Here is a 26,119-nt window from a genome sequence, read left to right as displayed (position 1 = left end):
GGCGGCGAAGGCGAAGGTCAGGGCGAAGGCGAGAGCGAAGAAGTTTTTCATGGCGTTGTTCGTGGTCTTGAAGAGGGTGTGTGTTGGTAACTGTCCACGCTCTTGCAAGCCACGTGCCGGTCCGGACCGCGTTTTGGCACGATCGGAGGAAAACGCCTTTTTTCGGGCCGATATCGCCCATTCCTGCTTCATTCCGGCCATCATCTGTCCGGATGATCGTCCCGAAAGTGTTTCGCCAGCGAAACAGGACTGCTCTTCTGGAGAGGCAATGGCCAGACACTATTTACAATTGGACGCCACTGACTTTTACAATCGGACGGAGTTGACGGGGCCAAGGCGTCAGCCGCCCAGGTACGCGTCCGGAATGGGGAAGTGCGGCGACTCGCCCTGCCAGAAGATGTTGATGACCCACCACCGTGCGCCGTCGAAGCGGAGCTGGAAGCTGTTGATGCCCCGCATGAAGGGCTCCGCATCGTCCGCATTCCGCCGGCTCTCGTAGGTGCTGAAAATGTGGGCGATGTCCGCGTAGCGCTCTTCCACCCGGTGGATTTCCGTCTCGAAGAATCCCATGGTTTCCAACTGCTGACCGGGGCCGGAGATGTACTCCTCGATGGTCAGGTAGCGGATACCGCCCTGCCCCGTGTCGGGGTTCCGGCCGGACGGGATGAGCCGGGCGTCGGGATGAAACAGGGAGCGCATCCGGTCCCAGTCGCGGGCCTGGCCCGCCGGGCCCGAAATGACCTCATAGACGGCCGCCATGATGGCATCGACCGACTCCACGTCGGCGGGATCGGGCTCGGGCACCTGCTGGGCCGCGGTGGGCCGGGCCATGGAAAGCATCAGGAACAGGGCGCCGGCGGCAAGAACAGGAAAACAGGGACGTGTGTGTGTGGTCGTTGTCATGGTTCAGTACAGATCGTATTTGGCGAGACGGCCTTCCAATGCGCCATTGACGACCTCCTTCCGGAAGCTGGTCCGAAGCCCCACATATTTCAGGAGTTCCGGCTTGCCCACGTAGATGAACGCGGTGCATCCGGAGCATTCCTGCTTCAGGAAGTCGCCAAACGCCTTGTAAAAGGCCTGAACAGGCATGGTACCACCGATCCGAAGCCCATACGGGGGATTGCACAACAAAGTTGTGTCGGTAAAGCCGGGCAACAGCCGGAAATCCGACTGCTCCACCCGGACCGCACTTGAAGCACCCGGAATGCGCGCCAGATTGGCCCGCGCGGCCGCTACCGCCTGTGCATCGATGTCCCAGCCCCTCAACAACCCGTCTGCAAGCGGGACCACCTTGGCCTCCCGTTCCGCCCGGACCTGTTTCCACAACTCCGCATCGAAATCCGGGAATTGCTCGAATCCGAAGGAAGTCTGGAGGATGCCCGAGGGCGTTCCGGATGCGGCCATGAACGCTTCGGCCAGGATGGTGCCCGATCCACACATGGGGTCGACGAACGGCCGCTCGCCCTTCCAACCCGTATAGCGGACCAGTGCGGCCGCCACGGTTTCCTGCAACGGCGCCTCGACGCTGGCCACCCGGTAGCCTCGGCGGTGTTGGGACCCTCCCGATGCATCCAGGCTCAATACCGCCCGGTTGTTCTGGATGTGCAGGTTGATCCAGATGTCGGGGTCCCGCCGGTCCACATCAGGCCGTTCGCCGACGCGGTCCCGGATGTCATCCACGATGGCGTCCTTGACCTTCAGTGCCGCATACTTCGAGTGGCTGATGGCGCTGTTGGATACGTTGGCGAACACGGCAAACGTGCGGTCCGGGCCGATCAACGCCGTCCAGTCCAACTCCCGCACCCGCTTGTAGAGGTACTTGTCGGAATGGCAGTCGAAGGTCATGAGCGGCGCCAGGATCCGCGTCGGGATCCGCGACGAAAACACGATATCGTACAGGACGGCGGGCGTAGCCGTGAAGTGCGCCCCCCGGTAATCCGCCTCGACATCGGTGGCCCCCAGTTCGGTCAGCTCGTCGGCTCCGAGTTGTTCAATGGGATGCGCAATCTGCGCGAAATAGCGGCTGAATTCCTGGTATTGATACATGCTTATGGTGCGTCGAGCCCCAGGATGCGCAGCAGCATGTCGTGGACCTCGATGTTTTCAAAGGGCTCGGCGGTGGTGCCGGGCGCGAACGATGGGCCATGCGCTACGAACAGTGCACGCATGGACGATTCCTTGTTGTCGTAGCCGTGGGCGCCTCCGCTGGCTCCCCGGAACCTTTCCCGGGACGGAACCGCGAGCCAGCCGCTTGTGACGTATCCATTGATATCCGGAATGCGCGGGTTGCCGTCGAAGTGGAAGCGCTCGGGCATGTCCTCTTTTTTCCAGACGCTGAGCTCAGGGTGGGCGCCGTGGAGCGCATCCAGAATGACATCTTCCTTGCCGTCCGTGACATTCATGGCCAGGTTCGGGCCCGATTCGACGATGGAAACGTCGTCCAGATCGATGTAGTCGTCCAGGAATACGACCCGGTCCGGGGATACCTCAGCCATGCCGTGGTCGGAGACCACGATCACGTGGACGCGGCCCAGGAGCTCGCGCGCTTCCAGGCCGTCCAGAAGACGTCCCAGATGGGCGTCGAATTGTTCAACCGCCCGCGTGACTTCGGGGGCATCCGGTCCGTGCCGGTGTCCTTCGGAATCCACGTCCGAGAAATACAGTGAGATGAAGCCCGGGCGTTCATCGGGTGGCAGCTCGAGCCATTTGAGCACCTCGTCCACTCGGGTCTTTCCCGGTACGGAGTCATCATAGGTATACCAGTATGTCGGCCGGATGCCGTCGTAGGGCGACTCCGAGCCGACCCAGAAATAGGTGGCCGCCCGGATGCCGTTGCGCTCGGCGGTGGTCCAGATGGGCTCGCCCGTCCACCACGCAGGATCTTCCACCGCCGCACGGTCCCGGATATTGAACCGGGCGTCCCGCTCCGGATCGTACATGGAATTGCCCACAATACCGTGCTCGGCCGGATACAGTCCGGTGACGATGGAATAGTGGTTCGGGAAGGTCTTCGTCGGGAAGACAGGAATCATCCCATCCGGCGCCGACAGTCCTTCGGCCGCCAAGCGATCCAGATTCGGCGTATCGGCCCGCTCCACCATGGACGGATGGGTGCCGTCCGTGGAAATCAGGATGACGGTCCGGCTGAAATCCCCTTCGGGAACAGCCGGCCGGCCGCACGCTGAAAGGAGCAGGGCGGCGACAACGGCCGTGGAAAAGAAAAGGTGACGCATGCGATGGACGGGAATCCGGTGGGGTTTGCCTCAATATAGGACCCACCCCGCGTCCGCCCGTAACGCGCGTGTTGTCCTTATCGCCCGAAGAAGTAATACAGGAGCAGTCCGCCCACCGGGAAGAAGATGAGCAGGAGCACCCAGAGGACTTTGCCGCCGAACGTCCGGTCGCTCCCGGAGACCTCGATGATGGCCACGATGTCCATGATCAATATGATCATGCCGCATATGCCAAGACCCCAGCCGTGGTTGGCGTAGTCAATGAGGGTCGGACCGCCGCAGCCGGCCAGCAGAAGCATGCCGAAGGCCGCGAGGGAAGCCGTCAGGAAGCGCGGGGAGGGAAGGGAAGGGTGTACACGCATAGGCGATTGGACCGTAAAATTGAATGGGCCTTTCCCTGAGTATACGGTGGAACGGGGGCCGGATGTTGCGTTACGGAACCGCCCCATACGGCTGCCGTACGTGCCGTTCCATGCAGATCGGCTCCATCATACTGCCCGAACGCCCCATTTTCCTGGCTCCCATGGAAGATGTGTCGGACCCGCCTTTCAGGATCATCTGCAAGCGGCTGGGCGCGGACATGCTGTACACGGAGTTCATTTCGTCCGGCGGCTTGGCCTACGGCGCCGACGGATCGGAGATGAAGCTGGATATCTATGATGAGGAGCGTCCGGTGGCCATCCAGATTTTCGGGGGCGATGTGGAGCAGGTCCGGGAAGCGACACGCATTGTGGATGCGGTGGGTCCCGATCTGATTGACATCAATTTCGGCTGCCCGGTCAAGAAGGTGGTGTGCAAGGATGGCGGCGCGGGTATCCTGCGGAATCTGCCGAAGATGCAGGAAATCACCGCTGCGGTCATCGATGCGTCAAACCGACCGGTGACCGTGAAGACGCGCCTGGGATGGAACGATCAGACGATCCAGATCCTGGACGTGGCGCGCATGCTCGAGGAAACCGGCATCCAGGCGCTGGCCGTGCACGCAAGGACGCGCTCCCAGATGTACAAGGGCGAGGCGCGTTGGGACTGGCTGCGGCGCATAAAGGAAGAGTCCGGCATTTCCATCCCGCTCATCGGGAACGGGGATGCCTCGGATCCGGTCCGGATTGAAGCCATGTTCAACGAGACCGGCGTGGACGCCGTCATGGTGGGACGCGGAGCCATCGGGAATCCGTGGATATTCCGCGACACGAAGATCTATCGCGAAACGGGGGAGGTGCCGCCACCGCCGAGCTGGGACGAGCGCATAAAGGTCGTCGCCGAACACCTGGCCCTGAAATGCGAATGGCTGGGCGAGCACAAGGGCGTCCTGGAAATGCGTCGTATGTACGGCGGGTACTTCAAGGGCTTCCGCGGCGCCAGCCGGCTGCGCTCCCTGATCATGGACCTGTCGACCATGGACGAGGTGCTGGAGTTGCTCCTGAACTTCAAGGAAGAGGATGCGGACATCCAGGTGTCAGCCGGTCCTTCCGTTCGCGCGGTGGCGGTGAAGGCCTCGCTGCCGGTGCCCACACGCCGAGCGGTTCCCACCGTTTAGGTCAAGGACGGTTCAGCGGTCAGGTCAGGCCGTGGTCGGACCAAGACCGCGCTCCTCATCCCACAACGCCGTCAGGACCTCGTGGAAGGTCATCCATTTTTCCCGTTCGGTGGCCAGGGCCTTTTCGCCCTTCGGCGTGATGGCATAGTACCGCCGGCGACGCTCGCCAACCGGCTCTTCCCAGTAGTCACGGATCCACCCGTTCGTTTTCATGCGATGCAGGACGGGGTAGAGGGAGCCGGCCGTCCATTCAACGTCCCCGCCCGACAATTCGCGGACCCGGTTGATGATGGCATACCCGTAGCTGTCGCCATTCCGGAGAATGGACAGGATGATGGGGGCAATCGAGGCTCCGTTCAGGGATTTCGTGGACATGGATTCAGGCGACGCGTAATATTTCGGCGGGATTGGCCCTGGAAAGTCGGCGGATATGCGCCGAGATGGCGAGCGCGGCCACGGACCAGACCAGGGTTACGCCCAGGATGAAGGGGGCAGGACCGAGGGGCATGAGCGCGAGTTCGTCCGGAGCCATCCGGAAGGCGACAACCGCTCCGCCGCCCACGATGGACACCGCTATGCCACCGGCGATGACGAGCATCCAGATGTACGTCCAACTGATGGTCAGCAGCGTGCGGCCGGCCGATGCGCCCAGCACCTTGCGCACGCAGACTTCCTTGAGCCGACGGCTCACGTTCTGTGACGTCAAGCCGAACAGCCCCATGGTGGCAATGAACACCGCCAGCAGTCCGAGATACCCGAGGGACCGGGCCAGGTTGTCGTAACTCTCCAGTTGCTCCTGGAATACATCGGCCTGGATGACACCGCCGAACGGCTCGGAAGGCCAGGATGCCTGCCACAGTTCGGCCACGTCGGCCAGCACCGCCGACGCTGTGCCCGGTTCCGCGAGCGCGGATATCCAGGGCATGTTGGCGGCCTGTTCCGCATACTGGAAAATGACCGGGCGTTCCTTCACCATCGGGTTGAGGTGGAAGTTGCGCACCACGCCGGTGATTTCGTAATACGTCCCGTCCAGAAGCAAGCGGTGTCCTTCCTCCGTTTCCCAGCCCATGCGGGAGATGAAACTCTCATTCACGAACACCGTGGCCGGCGTCAGTGGCTTGTCGGAGAGATGCAGCGTGCGCAGGTAATCGGCTCCGACGCGATACCGGACGGCGAGCACGAGCTCGTCTTCCACGGTCAACTCCATGGATGACACGGATCGGCCCGGGTGGGACTCGGCTGCGGAGACCAGTTGGACGCGCGCATCGGTCGACAGCATGCGCATGGTTTCCTGGTACTGGTCGGCGTCCGTGACCGGAATAACCACCGTCTCCTCCGTGCCTGCACCCCACTCGATCGCTTTCATGTACTGGCCATTGGCGGCGACCAGGATCACGACGAGAACCGTCATGAACGCCAGGGTGAACTGTGCCGTCAGGAAGGCCTTGGTGAACCATGCATTTCCGGCCACGGACAACCGCCCGCCGAGGACGGCGACCGGACGGAACGACGAAATGTAAAGGGCCGGATACATCCCGGAGAGCACAGCCACGGCGCCGAGCAGGATGACCAGGAAGGTCCAGAAGCCTGCAGACGCAAACATGCCGTGGCCGATCTGAAGCACGAACAGATTGTTGAACGCCGGGATCGCCACGGAAATGGCCAGGAAAGTTCCGATGACAAGGGCGATCGTGCACAGCAAGAGGTTCTCCACCATGAACTGAGCCGTCAATTGCGCGCGTGTGCCGCCCATCACCTTTCGGACGCCAATTTCCCGTAACCGGCGGAGGGCCGCACCCACGGATATGTTGATGTAGTTGAAGCAGGACAATGCCATCATGAGCCCGGCAATGAGGAGGAACATGCCAATCAGGATGGGATGCGGAGCCTCGGACGGGCGGAACAGGACCCGGTATGCGCCCGGCATCGGATTTCGCAGGTTGTCCAGCAAGAAGGACTCAACCACATAGGCATCATTCGCAGCATGTTGTTGCGCTACATACCGTTGCATGGATTCAGACACGGATGAGGCCTGGCCGGCCTCATGCAGCAACACGAACAATCCGTTCGTGAGGGATGCCCATCCCTGGTCCATGTCCGGATACACGGTGTCGAGCGCGCCCCAACCCATCAATATGCCGAAGAAGAAGCCGGCATTCTCCGGGAAGTCCGCGGTTACCCCGCGTACGATGTACTCCCGTCGTTCGCCGTCGCCGAACGCCATGGTCACCTGTCGTCCGAGGACATCGGCATGCCCGAACAGGCGTGCGGCGGTATCGAACGACAGAATGACGGCCGATGGATCGCGCAATGCCGAGGCCGATCCCGACAGGAGAGGGAACGTGAATACATCGAAAAAGCCCGGATCGGTGAATGTGGCCCGGTCCTGCAGACTGACCCCGTTGCCGGAAATCGTGACCATATCGTGCTCCACCCGGACGGCTTTGTCAACCTCGGGCAGCTCGGCCTCCAGGGCCGGGCCCAGGGCCACGGGGATGGTTCCCCGGATTTCCATCTGCTCGTTTCGGATGACCTCATGTTCCACGATGAAGATCCGGTCCCCGTTCTCATGGAAGGAGTCGAGCGATCCGTAGACCTGCAGGAACAGGAAGACCGCGATGGAGCAGGCAATGGCAATCGACAGTCCCACGATGTTGATGACGGAAGTCATGGGGTTGCGCCCGAGTGCCCGGACTGCACTGACCCCGTAGCTGCGCGCCAATCCGGTCCAGTATCGCATTTCGGCGGCCATTCCGGACGGGGCGAGCCTCTTTTCGACGACGACCGACCCGTATGCGGTATTCAATCCGCCCGGCTCACCCGTCAGTCGCCGGGCCTCGGCAAAGGCTTCCTGGCCCCGGAGTCCACGCCGGCATGCGGCCGCAAACTCGTCGCGCAGATGATTTTCCAATTCGTCCAGATCACCTTCGTGGAAGGCGCGGTCGCGGGACAGGAACTGGCGCCATGTAGCCACAGCGTTTTCAAGATCAAAGGTCCAATCGCGGGATTCGGGGTGGCGCATGGCACTCAGGAATGGTGATTGCGACGCCTACGGACCGAAGCTGGTCGTTGTTACATAGAAATTCTATACACGTAGATATCCCATGCTTGACCTATCCAGCCAATGACAGGACCAGGACACCTGTCCAGGCTGCCGTTCGGAGCCAGTTGGTCCTCACAAGCCGATCGATGATGCCGGAATCCTTTCCTCTGGAAGAAAGGGCATGGTGACATGGGACCGAAAGCGTCACCGTACCTACGAGTGCGATGGCAATACATACGGCCTGCGCCATGGAGATGACCGTCACGCCTGTCCACAAGTCACTGCCGTGCAAAAAGATCTGCGCCGCCATCAATGGTCCCACGATAATGCCCATGGTCCGCGTGTATCTCCGGTGCCATCGGCGAAACCCGTTCTGCTCCTGCGTCCGGAATGAGGGATAGATGATGAGCTGGACCAACCAGATGAGGACCGCCATGGCCGCGTCAATGGCGACTGTCATCAGAGCCCGGCCTCGGCCAGATACTCAGCGCCGCGCCCCTTTATCCGCTCATCCCAGTACTGCATCCACGTGGGGCCTTCTGCCTGCAGACGGTCCCAGTCCAGTTCCATGGGGCGCAGATCCACGTCGCGCATCCATTCGGGCAGGCGTTCGGTCGGGATGTCGGTCCGCGCCGGAATCCGGTAGTACGTGTGGGCCTGTTCGACGAGCGCGGAATCGGACGTCACGAACTCGTAGAAGGTGCGGGCCCACTCGGGCTCCGGCGCGCCGGACACGATGGCAATACCGTCATTCAGGACCGGCGTACCGGACGTGGGCAGGGAAAAAGCGAAGGGGTAGCCGTTGGTTTCCGCCTGGATGTACGTGTCGGGCATGTTCCAGAGCGATACGTCGCCCTCTTCACGTGCAATCTTGAGGTACAGCTGGGTGGGATCGGCCGTGTACGTCTTCGTGTTCGCGTCCAGACGGGCCAGCCAGGCATAGCCGTCTTCCACCGTGGGCTGGCGCAGGATGAGCGCTCCCCAGATGGTCCGCATGGTGGAGCTGGCAAGGGGATACCGGATGAGGATGCGATCCTTCCATTCGGGCTCCAGGAGGTCATCCCAGTCCGTGGGTACTTCCGCTGCATCCACCGTGCGCGTGTTGTACAGCAACACCTCCGGCGTCAGATACGTCGCGTACCACGCGTGGTCGGCGCCGTGCGCATCGTCGGGCATGGCCGCGGACCAGGTGGGCTCGTACGGCTCCAGGAGCCCCTCCCGCGCCGCCCGCGAGAATGTGGGTCCATCGCCGCCCCACCACAGGCTGGCCGTGGGATTCGACCGTTCCGTCCGGATCCGGTCGTAGGCATCCTGACCGCCCATGTCTATCCACTGCACATTGACCTCCGGGTGGGCTGCTTCGAAGGCATCCTCGTAGGCCGACAGCATTTCCTTGCCGTGCGGCGAATAGACCACCAGGCGGGTCCGGTTGTCGGTGGAGCAGGCAGAAAACAGGACGGCGCCCGCGAAGAGGCCCGCGAGCGTTCTTGAAAAGGGCAGGGTCATGCGTCAACCTATGCGTTTGAGCCGGGCAAACCGGAGGATGAGTTTCTTTTCGCCCACGTCTTCGAAGTTGACGATGGCCTTCGCGTTCGGGCCGGAGCCGTCGAGCGCCACCACGTGGCCTTCGCCGAACAGGTGGTGTTCGACCTGCATACCGGGTTCGATGGTCCCGGATTCTTCCTCGTCGTAGACCACCCGACGATCGGCCGCTTTCTTCCGCACCGCCGCCTGGGTCGGCTGGTCCTCACGCAGGCTCTTCCGGTAATAATGGGGGTCCAGGGTTTCGTAAGATGTCGTGCCCGCGGAACGCATGGCGAACCGGTCGGACTTCGGATTGAACGGCTGGCCGCTCTCCGTAACGACCACAGCCGGGTCGATTTCCTCGAAGAACCGGGATCGGATGGCCGACTGCTGGTCGCCGTACCGGTACCGACTGCGGGCGTAAGAAAGGAACAGCAGGGACTTTGCGCGGGTGGCCCCCACGTAGAACAGCCGGCGCTCCTCCTCCAATTCCTGTGGGTCCTGTGCCGCGGCCTGCAGCGGAAACAGGCCTTCCTCCATGCCGCCCAGAAAGACCACGGGGAATTCCAGCCCTTTGCTGGCGTGCAGCGTCATGAGCGTCACACGGTTGTCGGAATCATCGTTCTGGTCGGCATCCGTCAGCAGGGAAACCTCCTGCAGGAATGCGCTGAGCGTTCCGCCGTCGCCGTTGGCTTCCGAGAATTCGGTGATGGCGTTCAGGAGTTCCTGGACGTTCTCCCAGCGCATGAGGTTCTCCGGTGTATGCTCGGACTTCAACTCCTCGAGCAGGCCGGACGCCTTGATGAGCGACTTGGCGACCACGGCTGCGGACTCCTTGTCCTGCATGGTCTTGTGCGTGTTGATGATGTCCCGGAAGGCCTTCACGCTGGACGTGGCTCGTGCCGGCAGCCCCGTGAACTCCACCCGCTCAAGTGCATCCCAGGCCACGATCCCTTCCCGGGCAGCATACTGGATGAGGTGATCCTGCGTCTTGTCGCCAATGCCGCGGGTGGGCGTGTTGATGATCCGGCGCAAACTTGCAATGTCGTTGGGGTTCACCAGCAGGCGCAGGTAGGCCAACGCATCCTTGATTTCCTTCCGCTGGTAGAAGCTCACGCCGCCGACCACGCGGTACGGGATGTTGCCGCGCCGGAGCGCATCTTCCAGGGAACGGCTCTGGGCATTCGTGCGGTACAGGATGGCGAAGTCCCGGTACAGGTAGCCCAGCCGGACCTGGACATCCCGGATGCGCCGTTCGAATTTCTGCGCTTCGTCCTTCTCCGAAATGGACTCCATGATGATGACGGGGTCGCCCTCGGCGTTGTCCGTCCACAGGTCCTTGTCGAGCTGCTGGCTGTTCTGCTTGATGATGGAGTCGGCCAGGCGGACAATCCGTTTGGTGGAGCGATAGTTCTGTTCCAGGCGGACGGTCTGCGCCTGCGGATAGTCCCGCTGGAAGGACAGGATATTGGTGATATCCGCGCCGCGGAAGGAGTAGATGCTCTGCGCATCGTCGCCGACGACACACAGATTGCCGTGTCGTTCGGCCAGCAGACGGGCCAGCAGGTACTGGGCCCGGTTGGTGTCCTGGTACTCGTCGATATGGATGTACTTCCAGCGGTTCTGGTACTTGGCCAGCACGTCCGGATGGTTCTGGAACAGTTGAATGGGCTTCAACAGGAGGTCGTCGAAGTCCAGTGCATTCGCGTTGCGCAGGGCGGTCTCGTACGGTTCGAACAGCTCGGCGGCACGGACCTGGGCCGGGGAGATGGCCGTCCGTGCGAATTCCGACGGGGAGATCATGCGGTTCTTGGCACCGGATATCTGTTGCTGGATGCTCCGCGGCTTGACCTGCTGTGTATCGATGTTGAACCGGTGCATGAGCTCGCGGATAATCCGCTGCCCGTCGTCCGTATCGTAGATGCTGAAATCGGACGTGTAGCCAATCCGGTCACCGTCGGCGCGCATGACACGCGCGAACATGGCATGGAAGGTCCCGATGGCCATGCCCTTGCCCTGTTCGTGCCCGACCAGGTCCAGCACGCGCTCCCGCATTTCGCGGGCCGCCTTGTTCGTGAACGTAATGGCCAGGATTTCCCACGGGCGTGCCTTGCCGGTGGCCAACAGCCAGGCTATCCGGTGGGTGAGCGTCCGGGTCTTGCCCGAACCGGGGCCGGCTATGATGAGGACAGGGCCATCCGCGGCCCGGGCCGCCTCCTGTTGGGAGGGGTTGAGGCCCTGGATGATGCTTTCTGCGTCGATGTCGGGCGCCGTCGGATGCGGGTCGGTCCGTGCCGGGTCCGGGTAGAGGGTAAACTGTGCCATAAGCTGCAGAAGATACGAAGTCCGCGGGTCGCGTATATTCCCGCTCCGCACACACAGATCCTGCCGCAAAACCGGATTTCCATGGACTTCATCTCCCTCCTTCGTGGCCTCCTCGGGTTGGCTGTCATCCTCGGCATTGCCTGGCTCGTTTCGAGCAACAAGAAGCAGATCAACTGGCGGATGGTGGCGTCGGCCCTGGGGCTCCAGGTCGTCCTGGCCATCTTCCTGCTCAAAGGGGAGGCCATGGGTGCCGTATTCGCGCCCCTGGGATGGGTGAAGGCGTTTTTCTCCTGGGTGTCGTCCTTCTTCGTGTTGGTGCTGAATTTCACGACGGCTGGCGCCCGGTTCATTTTCGGGGATCTGGCGAACCCCCCGGGCACGGAAGGCAGCATGGGCATGTTCTTTGCCTTCCAGGTCCTGCCGACCATCATTTTCTTCGGCTCGCTGATGGCCGTGTTCTACCACCTGGGCATCATGCAGAAGGTGGTGCAGGGCATGGCCGTCCTGGTCTCCAAATTCCTCGGGACGAGCGGGGCCGAGTCGCTGTCCGTCACGGCCAATATTTTCGTCGGACAGACCGAGGCACCCCTGGTGGTCCGGCCGTATCTGTCGACCATGACCATGTCCGAGCTCATGGCGGTGATGACGGGCGGCATGGCCACCATTGCCGGTGGCGTGATGGCGGCATACATCCAGATCCTGGGCGATCCCTATGCGCAGGCCATGGGCATTTCCCTGGACGCCGGTCGATTGCTTTTTGCGGAGCAGCTCCTGGGCGCCAGTATCATGGCGGCTCCGGCCGCGCTGTTGTTGGCGAAGATGTTCATCCCGGAAACGGAGGAGCCCGCCACGAAGGGTGAAGTGAAGATCGAGGTGGAACAGCGCTCGGCCAACGTGATTGATGCGGCGGCGTCGGGGGCGTCAGATGGACTGAAGCTGGCGTTGAACGTCGGGGCCATGCTGCTCGCGTTCCTGGCGTTGATTGCCATGCTCAACTACATCCTGGGCTGGGCCGGGGGCATGGTTGGCGTGAATGTGACGCTCGAGCAGTTGCTGGGGTGGGGTATTGCCCCCCTGGCCTGGCTCGTGGGTGTGCCGATGGCGGACATCGTGCAGTTCGGCTCGCTCATCGGGACGAAGATCATTGCGAACGAGTTCGTGGCCTATATCAACCTGTCTGGGCTTATAGGCGAGGGCGTCCTGTCACCGAAGACGGTGGTCATGGCGACGTTTGCGCTCTGCGGATTCGCGAACCTGTCCTCCATAGCCATCCAGATCGGCGGCATCGGGCCGCTTGCGCCGGAGCGGACCAGTGACCTGGCAAAGCTCGGGGTCCGGGCGGTGGCCGCCGGGACCATGGCCAACCTCATGACGGCCACGATTGCCGGGGTGTTGGCTTAGGGTTTGGATTCGGTCGGTGCGAACAGCCCTAAGGCATTTCGAAGCGGACCTTGAAGCGCGCCCAGGACGCGATGGGGACCGATTTGCCCTGTCGGATTACGTACGCGGGCTGCCAACGCATGTCGGTGGTTGCGCGCATGGCAATGCGGTCCAGGACCGGATGCACGCCGTCAATCAGTTCGATTCCCACGGGAGCGCCGAGGGTATCGACGCTCACCTGCATGAGGACCGTTCCGTTGAACTGCGGAGCCTGCAGACTGTCCGGAACGGGAACGGGGATATCGGTGCCCAGCTTCGTAAGCGGATAGGGGGCCCTGAAATGCCGGCCCACAATCCGGTAGCCCTCCAGTTTCAGCCGTTCGACTTCCGGGCGGACATCCCCCCGGACCTGCGCATCTTCCATCCGCGGGACCACGAATCGGACAAACAGGGAATCCACCACATCGGGACGGTTGCGGTACAGCGGGAGCAACGATTGCTTGACGAGCACGGCGAGCTTGCGCCGGGCCAGGGTGTGTGTGACGTTGGCCGGAACGGCATCCAGCAGGTAGGCATCCTCAGCGCCCATGGCGTGCAGGGTTTCCAGGTCACGGAAAATGTGCGACGTATCGGTGACCGTTACCCACCACCGGGTGCCGGTGGCATCGGCCGTCCATCCTTCCGGGGGGGAGATGGGGATGGTGGGTGGCGGAGTGCATCCCACGAAAAACAGTGCAGATACCACCACCGAGGCCAGGGCGAGCCGGACGGGCAATGGAATCGAGCGATGAAATACGGCTCCGGCGTGCATTCAGTCGGCCTCCCGCACGAACACGCGACGGCGGTCCACGGCCACGATCTCGACCGGGATGCCGGTGCCCACGAAATGCCCCTCGGTAACGACTTCCACGCGCTCACCGTCGATGTCGGCGAATCCCGTCGGTCGAAGCGGGGAAACCGTTGTGCCCCGCCGACCGACAAGGGCGGTACGGGTGGCCAACGTCTGCTCGGCGAGCACCTTGTCCGTCTGAAGCGATGTGCCCAGGATGAAGGCGTTCCAGGCTCCGGTTTTCCACATGGCATAGAAGGTGCCGCCTGCGGCCACTCCGGCCCCGGCTGCCGTCAGCAGGCCGCCGGCCATGCCGGCCTCGGAGAAGGCGTATCCGACACCGAACAGCAAGGTCAGGGCGCCCACAATGCCCACCACGTTCACACCGGGCACCAGATAGACTTCCACCACGATGAGGCCGAGTCCGGCCAGGACAAGCAATATGGGGACCAGCAATTCCATCAGACGCGCCGGACTTCCACGCGGGATCCGTTTACGCGTACAATGCGGACTTCCACGCCGGCTTCAATGTAGTCGCCAGCCGTGACCACGTCTATCCGTTCACCGTCCAGATCGACAGCCCCCGACGGGCGGAGCGAGGTCATCGTGGTGCCGGTGCGACCGACCCAGTCCGCATGCACCGCCGATGAAGTATATCCGCTGCTGCTGGCCAGCGATGGCTGGAGGACGAGTTGGTTGAACCGGGAGGATCGCGGGAGCACTTTCCCGAGTCCGAAGACCATGCCCACGAACAGCAGCATGGTGGAGGCGAGGGTCAGTAGGGCATTGGCAATGGCATCCCCGGCCGGGAACGAGAAGCCGACGTTGGCAATGAGGGAAACCACCAGGGACAGGACAATGAGGATGAGCCCGCTGATGCCCGCCACGCCGAATCCCGGGATGACGAAGATTTCCACCAGCAGCAGTCCCACGCCCACCACGAAGACCACCACCTCCCAGCTCTCGACCAGGCCATTTAGGTACGCCGGACCGAAAAACATGGATGCGCCGAGGGCGGCCATGAGTCCGGGAAAGCCAACGCCCGGGGTCTGGAGCTCGAAGTAGAGGCCGCCGAGCATCATGAGCATGAGCAGGGACTGGACAACCGGCGATCCGAAGAAGCGGATGATCTTCTCCGTCCGACGGAGCTCATGGTATACGATGGGGGCTGCTTCCAGACCCAGGGCGGCCAGCACAGCCTCGATGGAGGTCAATTCGGCGTCCGCAACCCCGAGTTCGACCGCTTCCTTCGTTGAGAGGGTGAGGACCTTTCCTTCTTCCACAATGCCCTCAATGGCGAGCGTCTCGTCCACCATGGCCTCGGCAATCGCCGGATCGCGTCCGTTGGCTTCCGCGGTGGACCGCATGAGTCCCCGCATGTAGCTCTGGTATTTGTCGGGGGCCGCTTCTCCCCCCGTGCCTTCCACCACGGTGGCCGCGCCAATGGATCCTCCGGGCACCATGACCATCCGGTCGGCCGCATAGGAAATCAATGCACCGGCGGAGGCCGCATTCGGGTCAATGAAGGCGACGGTCGGGACCGGGCTGTTCAGGATGGCCTTCCGCATGGCATCGGCCGCATCCACCAGTCCTCCGAAGGTATCGATGTGGAGGATGACCACCGAGGCGTTGCCGTTCGCGGCATCGGCCAGGGCCCGTTCCAGGTAGACCGCTAGTCCGTTGTCGATCATGCCTTCGATGGGGACCACATAGGCGGGACCGTCACCGTCACCGGCGTTCTCGAACGGGGCCAGTTGGGCCTGGGCCGACAACACCGTCAGGAGCGCGAGCACGCTGAGAAGAAGGGTTCGCATGGGTTTCAGGAGTCTATCAGGACCGGTGTGCCGACCGATACCAGGTCCCAGATGATGTCCATCTGGGTGTTGGGTATGGCGACGCAGCCTTGCGTCCAGTTATTGCGTTTTCCGGTGCCGTCGCCGTGCAGCTCGATGTATCCGCCAAGGGCGGTGAACATGGGCGGCATGGCGTACTGTTCCTCGGCGTTCCGGATGGCATCGTACTCGGCTTGCGAGATGAGTCCATCCCGGAATCCCCGTTCGGCATCCTCGGCGTTCGGATAATTGAGGACCAATGCCTTGTAGAATTGACTCCGTGGATTCTTGGCCACAACAAAGAATTCACCTTCCGGGGTGCGCCAATGGTCCGGTTCGGCCGAGGAGCCCCGGCGCTCCTTGTCGGAGTAGAAATTGTAGCCCAGATCTGCGGCAAACCGGTAAATGAGTTCGTCCCCACGGTAGACCAGCACGGTCTGTGTCCGCTTCGAAATCCGGATCCAGACGTTCGACAACAGGTCGGCCCGCATGAGACCATGCGCCCCGTCGCGGGTCCGGACGCGTTTCCAACCGTTTTCCGCGTCCCCGAGGACGTGCAGGGGCTCCCGGAAGCCGACGTGCAGATACGCTTGCGTGGTGTCGTTGCGGTGGTACAGTACGGCACCCCGCTCCACGGCGTAGAACAGGGCCCCTTCCTCGTCGGCGGCGGGCACGGGCTGCGCCTCGGCCGTCATGACGCGCGGCGTGAGGGCCGCCAGGGCGGCCAAAACCAGGAGGGCCGGTTGGAACGGAAATCGACGCATATCATGCGAACGAGCCATCCGCTCCGGGGATCCTGCACGGGGATGCAGATCAGGCCATGCAGAGGCGATAGGCCTCGATGACGCCCTGGATGTCGGTGCCTGCACAAATGTGGTGCACGACGTTTTTCACCTGAGGCTGGGCGTTCGCCGGCGCAAACGACCGTCCTACCGATTCCAACGCCGCGATATCGCCGTTCGTATCCCCGATGAACGCCATTTCGGCGAGGGACACGCCGGTCGTTTCGGCCAGCCAGACCAGTCCCTCTTTCTTCGACAGCCCAGGCGGGACTACGTCGATGGAAACATGCGTGTGGAAAGTGGTGAATCCAGGTGCGTTCTCGGCCACCCAATCCTCGATGATCCGGAGCGCGCTGTGCAATTCCACGGAATCGGTGCCCACAAGCGCAGCCTGTGTTCCCTTGGCGTGGTCCATGGACATGGAGGAGTCCCGGACGACGGATTCCATGAACGTCCGGATGGCAAGCATACCGTCCCGGATGTCCGGGGTGAACGCCGGATGCCATTGGCTGCGCGCCGCACCGGGGTCGAACATGCCGGCTCCCGACTCGAACAGGACCGGCGTTACGCAGCCCAGAAGTTGGGTCACGGCCTCCACGTACGGATAGGATCGACCGGAGCAGATGGACACGGCAGGAAGACGGGGGTGTGAACCGGGTTTTCCGGCTTCCCGTGTCCAAGCCGCCATCCGGCCCAGTGCCTCAAGGTCGTACGGCTGATAGGGCTCTGCGAGACATCCATCGATGTCCGAAACGAACAGTCGGATCATCCCCCCAGGACGGATGCCAGGTCTTCGATGACCTCATCGGAAATGCCCATGGCGCTGAACCCGCCGTCGTGGTAGAGGGTCTGCATGGTCACCATCCGTGTCAGGTCCGAGAGCAACGAAACGCAATAGTCGGCACACGATTCGGCATCCGCATTCCCAAGGGGGGCAATGCGTTCCGCGAATTCATACATGGCGTTGAATCCGGCAATGCCACTGCCTGCCGTGGTCTTCGTGGGGCTCTGGGAAACCGAGTTGATCCGGATTTTCCGCTTGCCGAGACGGTATCCGTAGGAGCGCACAATGCTCTCCAGGAGCGCCTTGGCATCGCCCATCTCGGAATACTTGGAAAACGTCCGTTGCGCGCCGATATAGGACAGCGCCAGGATGGATGCGCCGTCCTTGATGGCGCCGGTTTCCATGCTCGCATGCACGGCACGATGCAGCGAAATAGCCGAAATGTCGAGGGTCTTCTTGTACCACTCGTAATTCAGGTCATCGTAAGGACGGTTTTTGCGCACATTCAGGCCCATGCCAATGGAATGGACGACGAAATCCACGCCACCGTACAGGCTTTTGGCCTCATTGAACAATGCCGTCAGTTCCTCGTCGGACGTCGCGTCGGCCCAGATGATCTTGGCGCCGGTGCGTTCCGCCAGCCCGTCCAATTCGCCCAGGCGCTTGGCCACGGGGGCGTTCGTGAGGACGAAACGGCCGCCTTCCCGATGGACGGCTTCCGCAATGTGCCATGCGAGCGAACTGTCATTCAGTGCGCCGAAAATGATTCCGTTCTTGCCTTCGAGCAGGGGCATGGGTCAGCAGGATGATAATGGATGATGCGAAAGGTACGGCAAATATTGCAGGTTGTTGAACGGCCTTCTACAGCACATTCCGCACCGGTTGCAGGATGTGCATCATGTGGTCGTGGATGTGCCCGTTCGATGCGATGATGCTGGCCCCCATGGGCGACGCATCCTGTTTTCCGTCGTAGTCCGATACGCGGCCGCCGGCCTCGCGCACCAGGACCATGCCGGCCGCCACGTCCCACGGCTGCAGGCCACTCTCGAAAAAACCGTCGAACCGGCCGGCGGCCACCCAGGCCAAGTCGATGGATGCCGATCCCGGACGGCGTACGCCGCGGGTTTCCTTCATGAAGTGCCCGAGTGCAGCCAGATAGGCGTCCAGATGCTCGAAGTCCCGGTATGGATAGCCGGTGGTGAGCAGGCTGTCATTCAGGTGCTCGGCCGCGCTTACGGAACACGGGCGTCCGTTCACGAACGCCCCCATGCCTTCGGCCGCAGTGAAGAGTTCGTTCCGGGTTACGTCGAAGACAATGCCCATCTGGGGCTCTCCCTTGTAGGCCAGGCCGATGGATACGGCGTACGGCGGGACTCCATGGGTGAAGTTCGTGGTCCCATCCAGAGGATCGATGATCCACGTATAGCCCTTGTCGGCTACCTTGGTGCCGCCGTCGCCTTCCTCGGCCAGGATGTCGTGGCGCGGAAAGGCCTTCCGGATGGGCTCCACGATCATTCGCTGGGCCTCCCGGTCGACGCGCGACACCAGGTCGTGCAGTCCCTTCGTTTCGATCTCGCTCCGGGTGAGCGTACCGGCCTGTTCAAGGATGAATGCACCGGCTTCGCGGGCAGCGGCGCCTCCAACCCGGAGTGCGTCTTCGTAGATTCGGAAATCAGGTGTAGGGATCGACATGGCGTGTGGGGAATTGAACAAGGATGGAAAATCAGGAAACAGGATGACGCAGGGTACACACATGTTCGCCGCGCTGGTGGTCTTTCTCGCCCTCACGGGATGCGGGGATGAGGCCACGTCCGGCCTCGGTCCCGTGGAACTCGCGGAACGCGATGCGTTGCTGGAGGTCCTCCGGACGGCCGACACCGCTGGCATGCGCGGTGCGTTCGGGCTGCTGGACGAACATGCCTACACCCGGTACATCCGGACCGAGCAGTACGACGACGAGGACTTCCTCCTGGCTTACACGGAATACGTGGCCCGCTTCGGATTCTCCGACGGTGAAAGGACAGTCCAACTGGAGCGTGCCGACTCGGCCGGTGAGTTCCAGTTCGGATTCTTCAAGGGATTCGTGTCGGAGAACGTGGAAAATGTGGATCCGGTTGATCTGGTGCCGTTCGTACTGGATGATGACCCCGTCTACCTCGATCCGCGCAGCCTGGACAAATACGCGTTCCGCGAATTGGCCGATACCCTGCTGTGGGACCGTCAGGCACGCGTCATCGAAGTCCGGGCCAGGCCCGACAAAGGCGACGGATTGAACGTTCGGCGGGTGCGTTGGCACATTGATCGCGAAACGAACGAAGTGGTCGCAATGTCATTGGAACGCATAGACTTGGCCCTTTTGTTCCGGGAAGAGAGCTCGTTCTACGTGCACGTCCGCCAGGATGGGGACTCCGGAGCGCTGCCCTACAATACCCGCTTCGAGACGTACATCAAGACGCCGTTCCGGGGCTCGTATCGCCTGCGGACCGTCTCCACCTATACCGATTACCGGCACGTCAGCGGCGGCGCCACGCTGCCAGACCCTCCCGCTCCATGAGGGGGGCCAGTACGGGATCGCGCCGGATGTCCCAGGCCCGGACCGCCCGTTCCTGAAGGCCCTGCACGAGGACGGTCTCGGCATTACCTGCCCGGTCCGTCCGCATGAACACGCGCGCCAGCTGGAGGTGACCGCGGCCGTCCCGCTCGCCGGACGCCATGGCCAGACGCGCCAGGGCTTCGGCCGGTCGGATCTGGCCCAGTTCAAGGGCACAGGAGGACAGCCGGATGTACAGGGCCACGTCACCCAGGATGAGGTCCGTTGCCGTGTCCAGCGATTCCTTCGCAAGCGCCGCGTGTCCCGACCCCACGCCACTCTCGCAGAGCAGAACGTGGGCCTCACCGTCACCGGGGGAAAGGGTGGTGGCCCGCTGGGCGTCGCGGAAGGCGGCTTCCGGCTTTTCCAGGGCCAGAAGGATGGAGGCCCGCAATTTCCGGGCCTCGGTGTCGTCAGGCAGTTCGGCCAAAACGATGTCCACGCGGGCCTTGGCTTCCAGCAGACTGGCACCCGAATCGAAGGCCGTCTTGGCCCGGTGGAACTGCATGTTCAGTTGCTGCGGGCGCACGAGCGGCGTTTCGCGCAATGCTTGAACCTGGGCGTTCTCCTGCGCCGTGGCCGGTGTGGCCAAGGGCACCAGCAAGGCCATGCCCAGGATGAAAACCGGAAGTGTTGTGCAGCGTATCCTCATGGCGCTCCCTACATGCAAGAATCGTACCTGCTGCCCTGACGGGCCCGTCGGTACGCATCGTCCGGAAACTGTGTCCACGGAAGACATCAATATAGCCTCTAATCTGGTCACCCCGGTGGCGCCGCCTGGCTACCGGGTGGTGCATGTGGCCCGATGCCGGTCCACGAACCTCCTGGCCCGGGACGCGGCCCGGGAGGGCGCGGTGTCCGGTACGGTGTTCACGACCGACGACCAGACGGAAGGACGGGGGCGGCACGGCCGCACTTGGGTTTCGAGCGCCGGACAGAATCTGCTGTTCAGCGTGCTGCTTCGCCCCGGCGAGCCCGTGTCCGATTGGGGACGATACGGCATGATGGCCGGCCTGGCCGTGACCGATGCGTTGTCGGATGCGGGCGCGGGCCTGAAGTGGCCCAACGACATCGTCGTGGACGGCCGAAAATGCGGAGGAATCCTGCTGGAACGGGTCACCGCGGTGTCACCGAATGCTGCCCACGCCGCCCGGCCAGCGCTGGTCGTTGGAATCGGATTGAATGTGAACCAGACGGATTTTCCGGGCGATTATGCCGTGGAGCCCGTTTCGGTGGCGCTTTGCGTGGGGCGCCCCGTATCCCGCGAGGCGCTGCTGCACGCCATCCTCCGGGGGATGACCCGGTGGCAGGCGGCCGACGTGGTCGAACTCCGGGCAATGTATCGCCAGCGGCTTGTGCATCTGGGCAGCCGGGTGTCCGTGCGTCCCATGGACGGGGCGCAGGCGGTGGAGGGCACAGCGGTGGACGTCGCGTCAGACGGTGCGTTGGTGGTGGATGTCCATGGCGAGCGCCGGACGTTCCATGCCGGCGATGTAACGTTGAGGTCTGCATGATCCTGGTCATGGATATCGGCAACAGCGCCGCCAAGGTGGGGCTCTGGAACGGAACGGACGTGGTCCGGGCCGGGCGACTCACCGACCCCGGAGCGCTTGCCGACTTCCTGGGTGACGCCCACGTCCAGGCAGCCGGCGCGGTCTCGGTCGTTCCGGCCCACAATGCGGCGTGGTCCGCGGCCGTCCCGTCATCCGTCGCACTCCGGTTCTTCGATCACCGGTCCGGGTGGCCGGTCCGGATCGGGTATCGGACGCCCGCAACCCTGGGCACCGACCGGATTGCGGCTGCCGTGGGCGGCTGGCTGGATCCGGACCGGCCACCGGGCACCACCACGGTGGTGGTGGACGCCGGGACCGCACTCACGTTCGAGGTGGTCACTCCGGACGGCCATTACCCCGGAGGCATCATTGCGCCGGGTCCGGAACTGCTGCGCCGCGCACTCAACGACGGCACCGCCCAGTTGCCGCTCGTACCGCTGGAATCCCCTCCGGACACCGTGGGGCACTCGACCGTCGAGGCCATGCAGTCGGGCATCATGCACGGATTCCGGGCACTCGTCAAGGGATTGCTGCGGGACCTGCACGCGCAGCACGGCCCGTTGTACGTCGTGGCCACGGGAGGCTGGGCACCCTGGTTGTCGACCCGGATTCCGGAAATCGACCGGGTCCGACCGCATCTGGTGCTCAGGGGCGTCGCGGAAATGGTGCGCTGACCCCGGCCCCGACCGTCTATCTTCCCGCCAGAATCGTGGAAATCCGGGAAAGCACCATCTGCACGGCAATCTCGTTGCGGCCGCCCCGCGGAATGATGACATCGGCCATCCGGCGCGACGGTTGCACGAACTCGATGTGCATGGGGCGCACCGTGCGCTCGTACTGCTCCAGGATGGAGTCCAGCGAGCGTCCACGCTCTTCCATGTCGCGGCGTATCCGTCGGATGAGCCGCACATCATCATCCGTGTCCACGAACAACTTGATGTCCATCCGGTCCACGAGATCCTTCTCGGCCAGCACGAGGATGCCTTCCACAACAATGACTGGCGTCGGGCGAACGGTGACGGTGCGCTCGGTCCGGCTGTGCGTTGTGAAGTCGTACACCGGTTTTTCAATGGAGAACCCCTGCAGGAGCGCTTCGAGGTGCTTGACCAGCAGTTCGGTCTCCAGCGCAGCCGGGTGGTCGAAGTTGAAGGAAGCCCGGTCCTCCACGGAGAGATGGGTCAGTTCCCGGTAATACGCGTCGTGGTCCAGGACGCTCACGCCCTCATCGTCCCACGCTTCCTGCAATTGCGACAGGACGGTGCTCTTTCCCGAGCCGGAACCTCCTGCGAGGCCAATGACCACGGGACGGGAAAGCGGGGAAGGGGACATTGCGCCAGTCGGCCTCAGCCCTTGCGGACCATGACGAGGTCGTGGATTTTCGTTTCCTCGTCGTAGGCAGACAGCTTCTCGTCGATCACATACCCGTCCGGATGCTTCCATTCCAGGAGCGGCTCCAGATTCTCGATGGTTTCGCGCACGATGTAGTTGACCAGCTTGCCGCGCAGGGGCTTCACGCCATGCGTGACCGGGGTCAGGTCGCCGCCCTTCTTGCGGACGAAGCGGACCTGGACCATGGCGGCGTAGGTGTGCTCGTCCGTCCATGCGTCCTGGTGGATACCCGGCAGGAAATTCCATACGAATTTGCCGCTGACCGCCTCGTTCACCACGGCGGACATGGCCCCGCGCCAGTACGACGATACCTTGCCTATGCCCGGCAGCGTCGCATCCATGCGCAATTTGTAGTTCGGGATGAGGTCATCCGGACGCAGGACGCCAAACAATCCGGAGAAGATGATGCCCTCTTCGAGGAGTCGCCGTTGGGCACCGGTCGGAAGGCCCGGGAAGTCCATGGCCTGATACATCACGCCGGGGCTGTACCGGTCGAGGGCGGATATCAGGGGGGCCTTGAGGATATTGCGGTTGACCGCAATGGCCTGCTCCAGGGCCGTTCCCTTGACGCCGAACAGCGTCTCGAGTTCGTCTTCGGGACCGTCCAGTACGCCCTGAAGCGCCGTAATCAGTTCCCGCCGCTGTGGATTCAGCGATTTGAAATAATTGAACGTGCTCGACGAACGATAGTCGAACATGTCCGGAGCGAAGGGATTGCCGCCTTCCTGCTTGCCTTCAGCAGGGGGAAGCAGAATGGAAAAATTGGGCATTGGAAAAGAAGAAGACGGGCGGGATCAGGAATCGGAGTGCTGCTGGCGCATTTCGCCCAGGAGCGCATCGATATCCGTACGGATCTTGTCGGCCTTTTCCTTCGCATCCTTGATGAGGGCATCGCCTTCGGCACGGGCCTGGCTGGCCAAGTCCTCATCCAGCGCTTTCTCCACGAAGGACGCGACCTGCTCCCCGAGGTGGTCCAGCTGGTAGGCGAGCTTGCGGCGGAGCCGCTTGCCTTCTTCAGGTGCGAAGATCAGGCCCAACGCAAATCCGGCTGCCCCACCAATCAACACACCCCAAAGACCACTGCGGGCAGAACGGGTCCAGGAATCGTTTTTCATGAACGCACCTATGCTGGTTGATGATGGATGGCCGGGGATCTACGGGCTATTTCTTCTTCTTGTGCCGGTTTTTCCGCAGGCGCTTCTTGCGCTTGTGCGTGGCAATCTTATGACGTTTTCTTTTGCGTCCGCAGGGCATGGAAATTCTCTCGTTGCGTGTGAATTGAGGGCAGACCCTCATAATACGGTAATTCTGGACCTGGTGCAACGTATTGGCCCCTCATGGGTTCACCGTATTCCTTGAAGAAATGATTCAACGTGCGGATGCACCTTACCCCCCTGATGGGTAATTTCCACATCATGGATTACGAGATCAAGACGGCTCAGGGATACACCTACGCGGAGGCGGGTGCCGGGAACGACGGCACGCCGGTTCTGCTCCTGCACGGTATGATGGGGGACATCAGTAACTGGGAAGCCACCATTCCGGCCGTGGCGCGTGCCGGTTACCGGATAGTCTGCCCCATCCTGCCCGTTTATTCCATGCCCCTCCGCCAGGCCAACCTGGAAGGCCTCGTGGAATTCGTCAAGGACTTCACCTCGAAGTTCGGCCTGGAACGTGCCGTCGTTACGGGCAACTCCATGGGCGGTCACCTGGCCGTACTCTATGCGCTGGCCTACCCGGAGCGGGTGGCAGGACTCGTCCTGACGGGTGCATCGGGTATTTTCGAGGTGGAAATGTCGTCGTCCATCATGCGTCGCAAGGACCGGGAATACCTGCGGCCCCGCGTGGCCAAGACGTTCTTCGATCCGTCGCACGTCACCGAGGAACTCCTGGACGACGTCATTGACATCATCAATGACCGGGAAAAGGCCGTCCGCCTCATCCGGTTCGCCCGATCGGTCGAAAAGCGCTCCATCCGGGATGATCTCGGAGACATCCAGGCGCCTACCCTCCTGGTCTGGGGCAAGCAGGACGAAATCACGCCGCCCGACGTGGCGCGCATGTTCCACGAGGGCATTTCAGACTCCGAACTGCATTTCGTGGACAGGTGTGGACACGTCCCCATGCAGGAACAGCCGGACGTCTTCAACCGGCACATGATCGACTTCCTGTCCCGGATTGCGCACGCCCCGTCCACGGCGAAGGCCAGTTGACCGGACGGCCCGACCGTTCGCGCGCGTTCCCGGTCTGTTGGGAAGGATGATGCGCGTGGCCGCCCCTGTCCGTGTTATCATGGGTGATGCCGATGCTGATTCGTTCATATATCCTGCCCGTGTTGATGCTCGCCATGCTGGTCGTGGCGTCGGGATGTACGCCGTCCATTTCGCCGTTGTACCGGGACTATGAGGTGACCGATGCGCCGAGTCTCCCGGACAAGGAGGTATTGGCGCGGATTGACCGTGGGTTGCAGCAAGCCGGCTGGACCGTTGTGGACGGGGTCACCGACAACGTCGTGGCGACCGAAATGCGGACCATGCGGCGGTGGTTCTTCTATGATGTGCGGGTACAGATGGAGGCGGTACCCATGGGGGGCGACTATGTCCGGCTGCTCATCCATCCCTACCGGGAGCTGTTCAACGGGCGACGACGGCAGATCCCGTATTTGCGGGGTTCCCTGGCACGCGCCGTGCTTCGGGACCTGAAACCGGCCTTCGAAGCCGAGGGCCTGGTGTATGTGGGTACGGCACAGTCCCGAGACCGGGCCGAACGCGGGGACTGATCGAACGCACTGATCGAACGCATTGTGCAAGGCGGTGCGATGGATACCCGCGGAACCTTCCGGGGGCTCCACCACGTACAAGCCTTGGTTCTTGACCTACCCGCGAGGGCAGGTCTGTTCTTTCGAATTTTGGGGATGTCACGGCTTCGACGGGCGGATCGCGCAGATGGCTGCGTGTCGAGCTCTCCCGCATGCTCGTAAATCTTGCTGGAAACACTGCAACTGCGAACGATTACGCATTTGCGATGGCGGCTTAAGACCGCTGTCTGTTCTCCGGGGTGCTCGCCCATTGGCCCCCGACAGAGCAACGCTCAGATGGGATAGGTTTGAAGATGCTGACTGAATACAGATAACCGAAACAAGACCAGTCTCAGCGTGACGTTGGCCCTGCCATCCGGCATGGCGTCACGCGAAATACAATAGGACGGCTACACACGTAGACGCCTCCCTGTTTGACCGCTCGGACCCGGGTTCGACTCCCGGCATCTCCACCATTCCAAAACCCGTCCACTGACCCTCACCGGTTGGTGGACGGG

Annotated in this window: 28 protein-coding genes and 1 other RNA gene; 8 read left to right on the top strand and 21 right to left on the bottom strand. The window is 62.5% G+C overall.

Features of this window, described 5'->3' with window-relative positions:
* The 5 genes from RIE53_13515 to RIE53_13495 form a co-directional block, all read right to left on the bottom strand.
* A partial coding sequence (locus RIE53_13515) for a hypothetical protein (GenBank protein ID MEQ9105702.1) occupies window positions 1–192 on the bottom strand: 192 nt, incomplete at its 3' end.
* Between the two features lie 147 nt (window positions 193–339).
* Entirely contained in the window at window positions 340–903 is a 564-nt protein-coding gene (locus RIE53_13510) for a hypothetical protein (GenBank protein ID MEQ9105701.1), read from the bottom strand.
* Window positions 904–906: 3 nt separating this feature from the next.
* A complete protein-coding gene (locus RIE53_13505) occupies window positions 907–2,049 on the bottom strand; it encodes a THUMP domain-containing protein (GenBank protein MEQ9105700.1) in 1,143 nt (380 codons plus the stop codon).
* A gap of 2 nt (window positions 2,050–2,051) precedes the next feature.
* Window positions 2,052–3,236 carry an ectonucleotide pyrophosphatase/phosphodiesterase gene (locus RIE53_13500; protein MEQ9105699.1) on the bottom strand — a complete coding sequence of 395 codons (1,185 nt, stop codon included), beginning with the start codon at window positions 3,234–3,236 and terminating at the stop codon, window positions 2,052–2,054.
* 77 nt (window positions 3,237–3,313) lie between these two features.
* Window positions 3,314–3,598: a PLD nuclease N-terminal domain-containing protein gene (locus RIE53_13495; protein MEQ9105698.1), complete on the bottom strand. Its 285-nt coding sequence runs from the start codon at window positions 3,596–3,598 to the stop codon at window positions 3,314–3,316.
* 110 nt (window positions 3,599–3,708) lie between these two features.
* Here RIE53_13495 and dusB point away from each other — a divergent pair, with 110 nt between their 5' ends.
* Complete coding sequence (gene dusB / locus RIE53_13490; GenBank protein MEQ9105697.1) at window positions 3,709–4,773, top strand: tRNA dihydrouridine synthase DusB; 1,065 nt, start codon at window positions 3,709–3,711, stop codon at window positions 4,771–4,773.
* A 24-nt stretch (window positions 4,774–4,797) separates the two neighbouring features.
* Here the strand turns inward: dusB and RIE53_13485 are convergent, their stop codons facing one another.
* The 5 genes from RIE53_13485 to RIE53_13465 form a co-directional block, all read right to left on the bottom strand.
* Entirely contained in the window at window positions 4,798–5,148 is a 351-nt protein-coding gene (locus RIE53_13485; protein MEQ9105696.1) for a helix-turn-helix transcriptional regulator, read from the bottom strand.
* 4 nt (window positions 5,149–5,152) lie between these two features.
* Window positions 5,153–7,795, bottom strand: a complete 2,643-nt coding sequence (locus tag RIE53_13480; GenBank protein ID MEQ9105695.1) for an FtsX-like permease family protein — start codon at window positions 7,793–7,795, stop codon at window positions 5,153–5,155.
* Between the two features lie 91 nt (window positions 7,796–7,886).
* Window positions 7,887–8,276, bottom strand: coding sequence for a hypothetical protein (locus RIE53_13475; GenBank protein MEQ9105694.1), 390 nt, complete (start codon window positions 8,274–8,276; stop codon window positions 7,887–7,889).
* Complete coding sequence (locus RIE53_13470; GenBank protein MEQ9105693.1) at window positions 8,276–9,322, bottom strand: extracellular solute-binding protein; 1,047 nt, start codon at window positions 9,320–9,322, stop codon at window positions 8,276–8,278. Before RIE53_13470 ends, RIE53_13475 begins: the two co-directional genes overlap by 1 nt.
* 3 nt (window positions 9,323–9,325) lie before the next feature.
* On the bottom strand, window positions 9,326–11,665 hold the full coding sequence (locus RIE53_13465) for a 3'-5' exonuclease (GenBank protein MEQ9105692.1): 2,340 nt from the start codon (window positions 11,663–11,665) through the stop codon (window positions 9,326–9,328).
* 81 nt (window positions 11,666–11,746) lie between these two features.
* Here RIE53_13465 and RIE53_13460 point away from each other — a divergent pair, with 81 nt between their 5' ends.
* Complete coding sequence (locus tag RIE53_13460) at window positions 11,747–13,066, top strand: nucleoside transporter C-terminal domain-containing protein (GenBank protein ID MEQ9105691.1); 1,320 nt, start codon at window positions 11,747–11,749, stop codon at window positions 13,064–13,066.
* Window positions 13,067–13,094: 28 nt separating this feature from the next.
* On the opposite strand, the gene RIE53_13455 is transcribed toward RIE53_13460, so the two are convergent.
* From RIE53_13455 to RIE53_13425, 7 genes are all read right to left on the bottom strand, one after another.
* On the bottom strand, window positions 13,095–13,820 hold the full coding sequence (locus RIE53_13455) for an energy transducer TonB (protein MEQ9105690.1): 726 nt from the start codon (window positions 13,818–13,820) through the stop codon (window positions 13,095–13,097).
* Window positions 13,821–13,856: 36 nt separating this feature from the next.
* Window positions 13,857–14,336 carry an NfeD family protein gene (locus RIE53_13450; protein ID MEQ9105689.1) on the bottom strand — a complete coding sequence of 160 codons (480 nt, stop codon included), beginning with the start codon at window positions 14,334–14,336 and terminating at the stop codon, window positions 13,857–13,859.
* The gene (locus RIE53_13445) at window positions 14,336–15,688 is read right to left on the bottom strand and encodes an NfeD family protein (GenBank protein MEQ9105688.1); all 1,353 of its coding nucleotides are present in this window, start codon (window positions 15,686–15,688) and stop codon (window positions 14,336–14,338) included. Before RIE53_13445 ends, RIE53_13450 begins: the two co-directional genes overlap by 1 nt.
* Window positions 15,689–15,693: 5 nt before the next feature.
* Window positions 15,694–16,470 (bottom strand): L,D-transpeptidase, encoded by a 777-nt coding sequence (locus RIE53_13440; GenBank protein ID MEQ9105687.1) that lies wholly within the window; start codon window positions 16,468–16,470, stop codon window positions 15,694–15,696.
* 49 nt (window positions 16,471–16,519) lie between these two features.
* Window positions 16,520–17,257, bottom strand: coding sequence for an HAD family hydrolase (locus RIE53_13435; protein MEQ9105686.1), 738 nt, complete (start codon window positions 17,255–17,257; stop codon window positions 16,520–16,522).
* Window positions 17,254–18,066, bottom strand: a complete 813-nt coding sequence (locus RIE53_13430; GenBank protein MEQ9105685.1) for an SDR family oxidoreductase — start codon at window positions 18,064–18,066, stop codon at window positions 17,254–17,256. Before RIE53_13430 ends, RIE53_13435 begins: the two co-directional genes overlap by 4 nt.
* A gap of 67 nt (window positions 18,067–18,133) precedes the next feature.
* A complete protein-coding gene (locus RIE53_13425) occupies window positions 18,134–18,964 on the bottom strand; it encodes an inositol monophosphatase family protein (protein MEQ9105684.1) in 831 nt (276 codons plus the stop codon).
* 61 nt (window positions 18,965–19,025) lie between these two features.
* Between RIE53_13425 and RIE53_13420 the strand changes: the two genes are divergently transcribed.
* The gene (locus tag RIE53_13420) at window positions 19,026–19,826 is read left to right on the top strand and encodes a hypothetical protein (protein ID MEQ9105683.1); all 801 of its coding nucleotides are present in this window, start codon (window positions 19,026–19,028) and stop codon (window positions 19,824–19,826) included.
* Here RIE53_13420 and RIE53_13415 read toward each other — a convergent pair.
* Complete coding sequence (locus tag RIE53_13415; GenBank protein ID MEQ9105682.1) at window positions 19,786–20,514, bottom strand: hypothetical protein; 729 nt, start codon at window positions 20,512–20,514, stop codon at window positions 19,786–19,788. The genes RIE53_13420 and RIE53_13415 overlap by 41 nt on opposite strands.
* Between RIE53_13415 and RIE53_13410 the strand changes: the two genes are divergently transcribed.
* Both RIE53_13410 and RIE53_13405 read left to right on the top strand, forming a co-directional pair.
* Window positions 20,513–21,376 carry a biotin--[acetyl-CoA-carboxylase] ligase gene (locus tag RIE53_13410; GenBank protein MEQ9105681.1) on the top strand — a complete coding sequence of 288 codons (864 nt, stop codon included), beginning with the start codon at window positions 20,513–20,515 and terminating at the stop codon, window positions 21,374–21,376. The genes RIE53_13415 and RIE53_13410 overlap by 2 nt on opposite strands.
* Window positions 21,373–22,089 (top strand): type III pantothenate kinase, encoded by a 717-nt coding sequence (locus tag RIE53_13405; GenBank protein ID MEQ9105680.1) that lies wholly within the window; start codon window positions 21,373–21,375, stop codon window positions 22,087–22,089. Before RIE53_13410 ends, RIE53_13405 begins: the two co-directional genes overlap by 4 nt.
* A 16-nt stretch (window positions 22,090–22,105) precedes the next feature.
* Here RIE53_13405 and udk read toward each other — a convergent pair whose 3' ends face one another.
* The 3 genes from udk to RIE53_13390 are packed head-to-tail and all read right to left on the bottom strand — an operon-like array spanning window position 22,106 to window position 23,919.
* On the bottom strand, window positions 22,106–22,744 hold the full coding sequence (udk, locus tag RIE53_13400; GenBank protein ID MEQ9105679.1) for a uridine kinase: 639 nt from the start codon (window positions 22,742–22,744) through the stop codon (window positions 22,106–22,108).
* Between the two features lie 14 nt (window positions 22,745–22,758).
* Window positions 22,759–23,574 carry a peroxide stress protein YaaA gene (gene yaaA / locus RIE53_13395; GenBank protein MEQ9105678.1) on the bottom strand — a complete coding sequence of 272 codons (816 nt, stop codon included), beginning with the start codon at window positions 23,572–23,574 and terminating at the stop codon, window positions 22,759–22,761.
* A gap of 24 nt (window positions 23,575–23,598) precedes the next feature.
* The gene (locus RIE53_13390; GenBank protein ID MEQ9105677.1) at window positions 23,599–23,919 is read right to left on the bottom strand and encodes a YtxH domain-containing protein; all 321 of its coding nucleotides are present in this window, start codon (window positions 23,917–23,919) and stop codon (window positions 23,599–23,601) included.
* 300 nt (window positions 23,920–24,219) lie between these two features.
* Between RIE53_13390 and RIE53_13385 the strand changes: the two genes are divergently transcribed.
* From RIE53_13385 to ssrA, 3 genes are all read left to right on the top strand, one after another.
* The gene (locus tag RIE53_13385) at window positions 24,220–25,017 is read left to right on the top strand and encodes an alpha/beta fold hydrolase (protein MEQ9105676.1); all 798 of its coding nucleotides are present in this window, start codon (window positions 24,220–24,222) and stop codon (window positions 25,015–25,017) included.
* Between the two features lie 119 nt (window positions 25,018–25,136).
* The gene (locus RIE53_13380) at window positions 25,137–25,583 is read left to right on the top strand and encodes a hypothetical protein (GenBank protein ID MEQ9105675.1); all 447 of its coding nucleotides are present in this window, start codon (window positions 25,137–25,139) and stop codon (window positions 25,581–25,583) included.
* 131 nt (window positions 25,584–25,714) lie between these two features.
* Window positions 25,715–26,077: a transfer-messenger RNA gene (gene ssrA / locus RIE53_13375) on the top strand.
* Window positions 26,078–26,119: the final 42 nt, after the last annotated feature.

The organism is Rhodothermales bacterium (assembly GCA_040221055.1).
GTDB lineage: Bacteria > Bacteroidota > Rhodothermia > Rhodothermales > UBA10348 > 1-14-0-65-60-17.
Note: the sequence above shows the minus strand (reverse complement) of the source record. Positions and strands in the feature narration are given on the sequence as shown.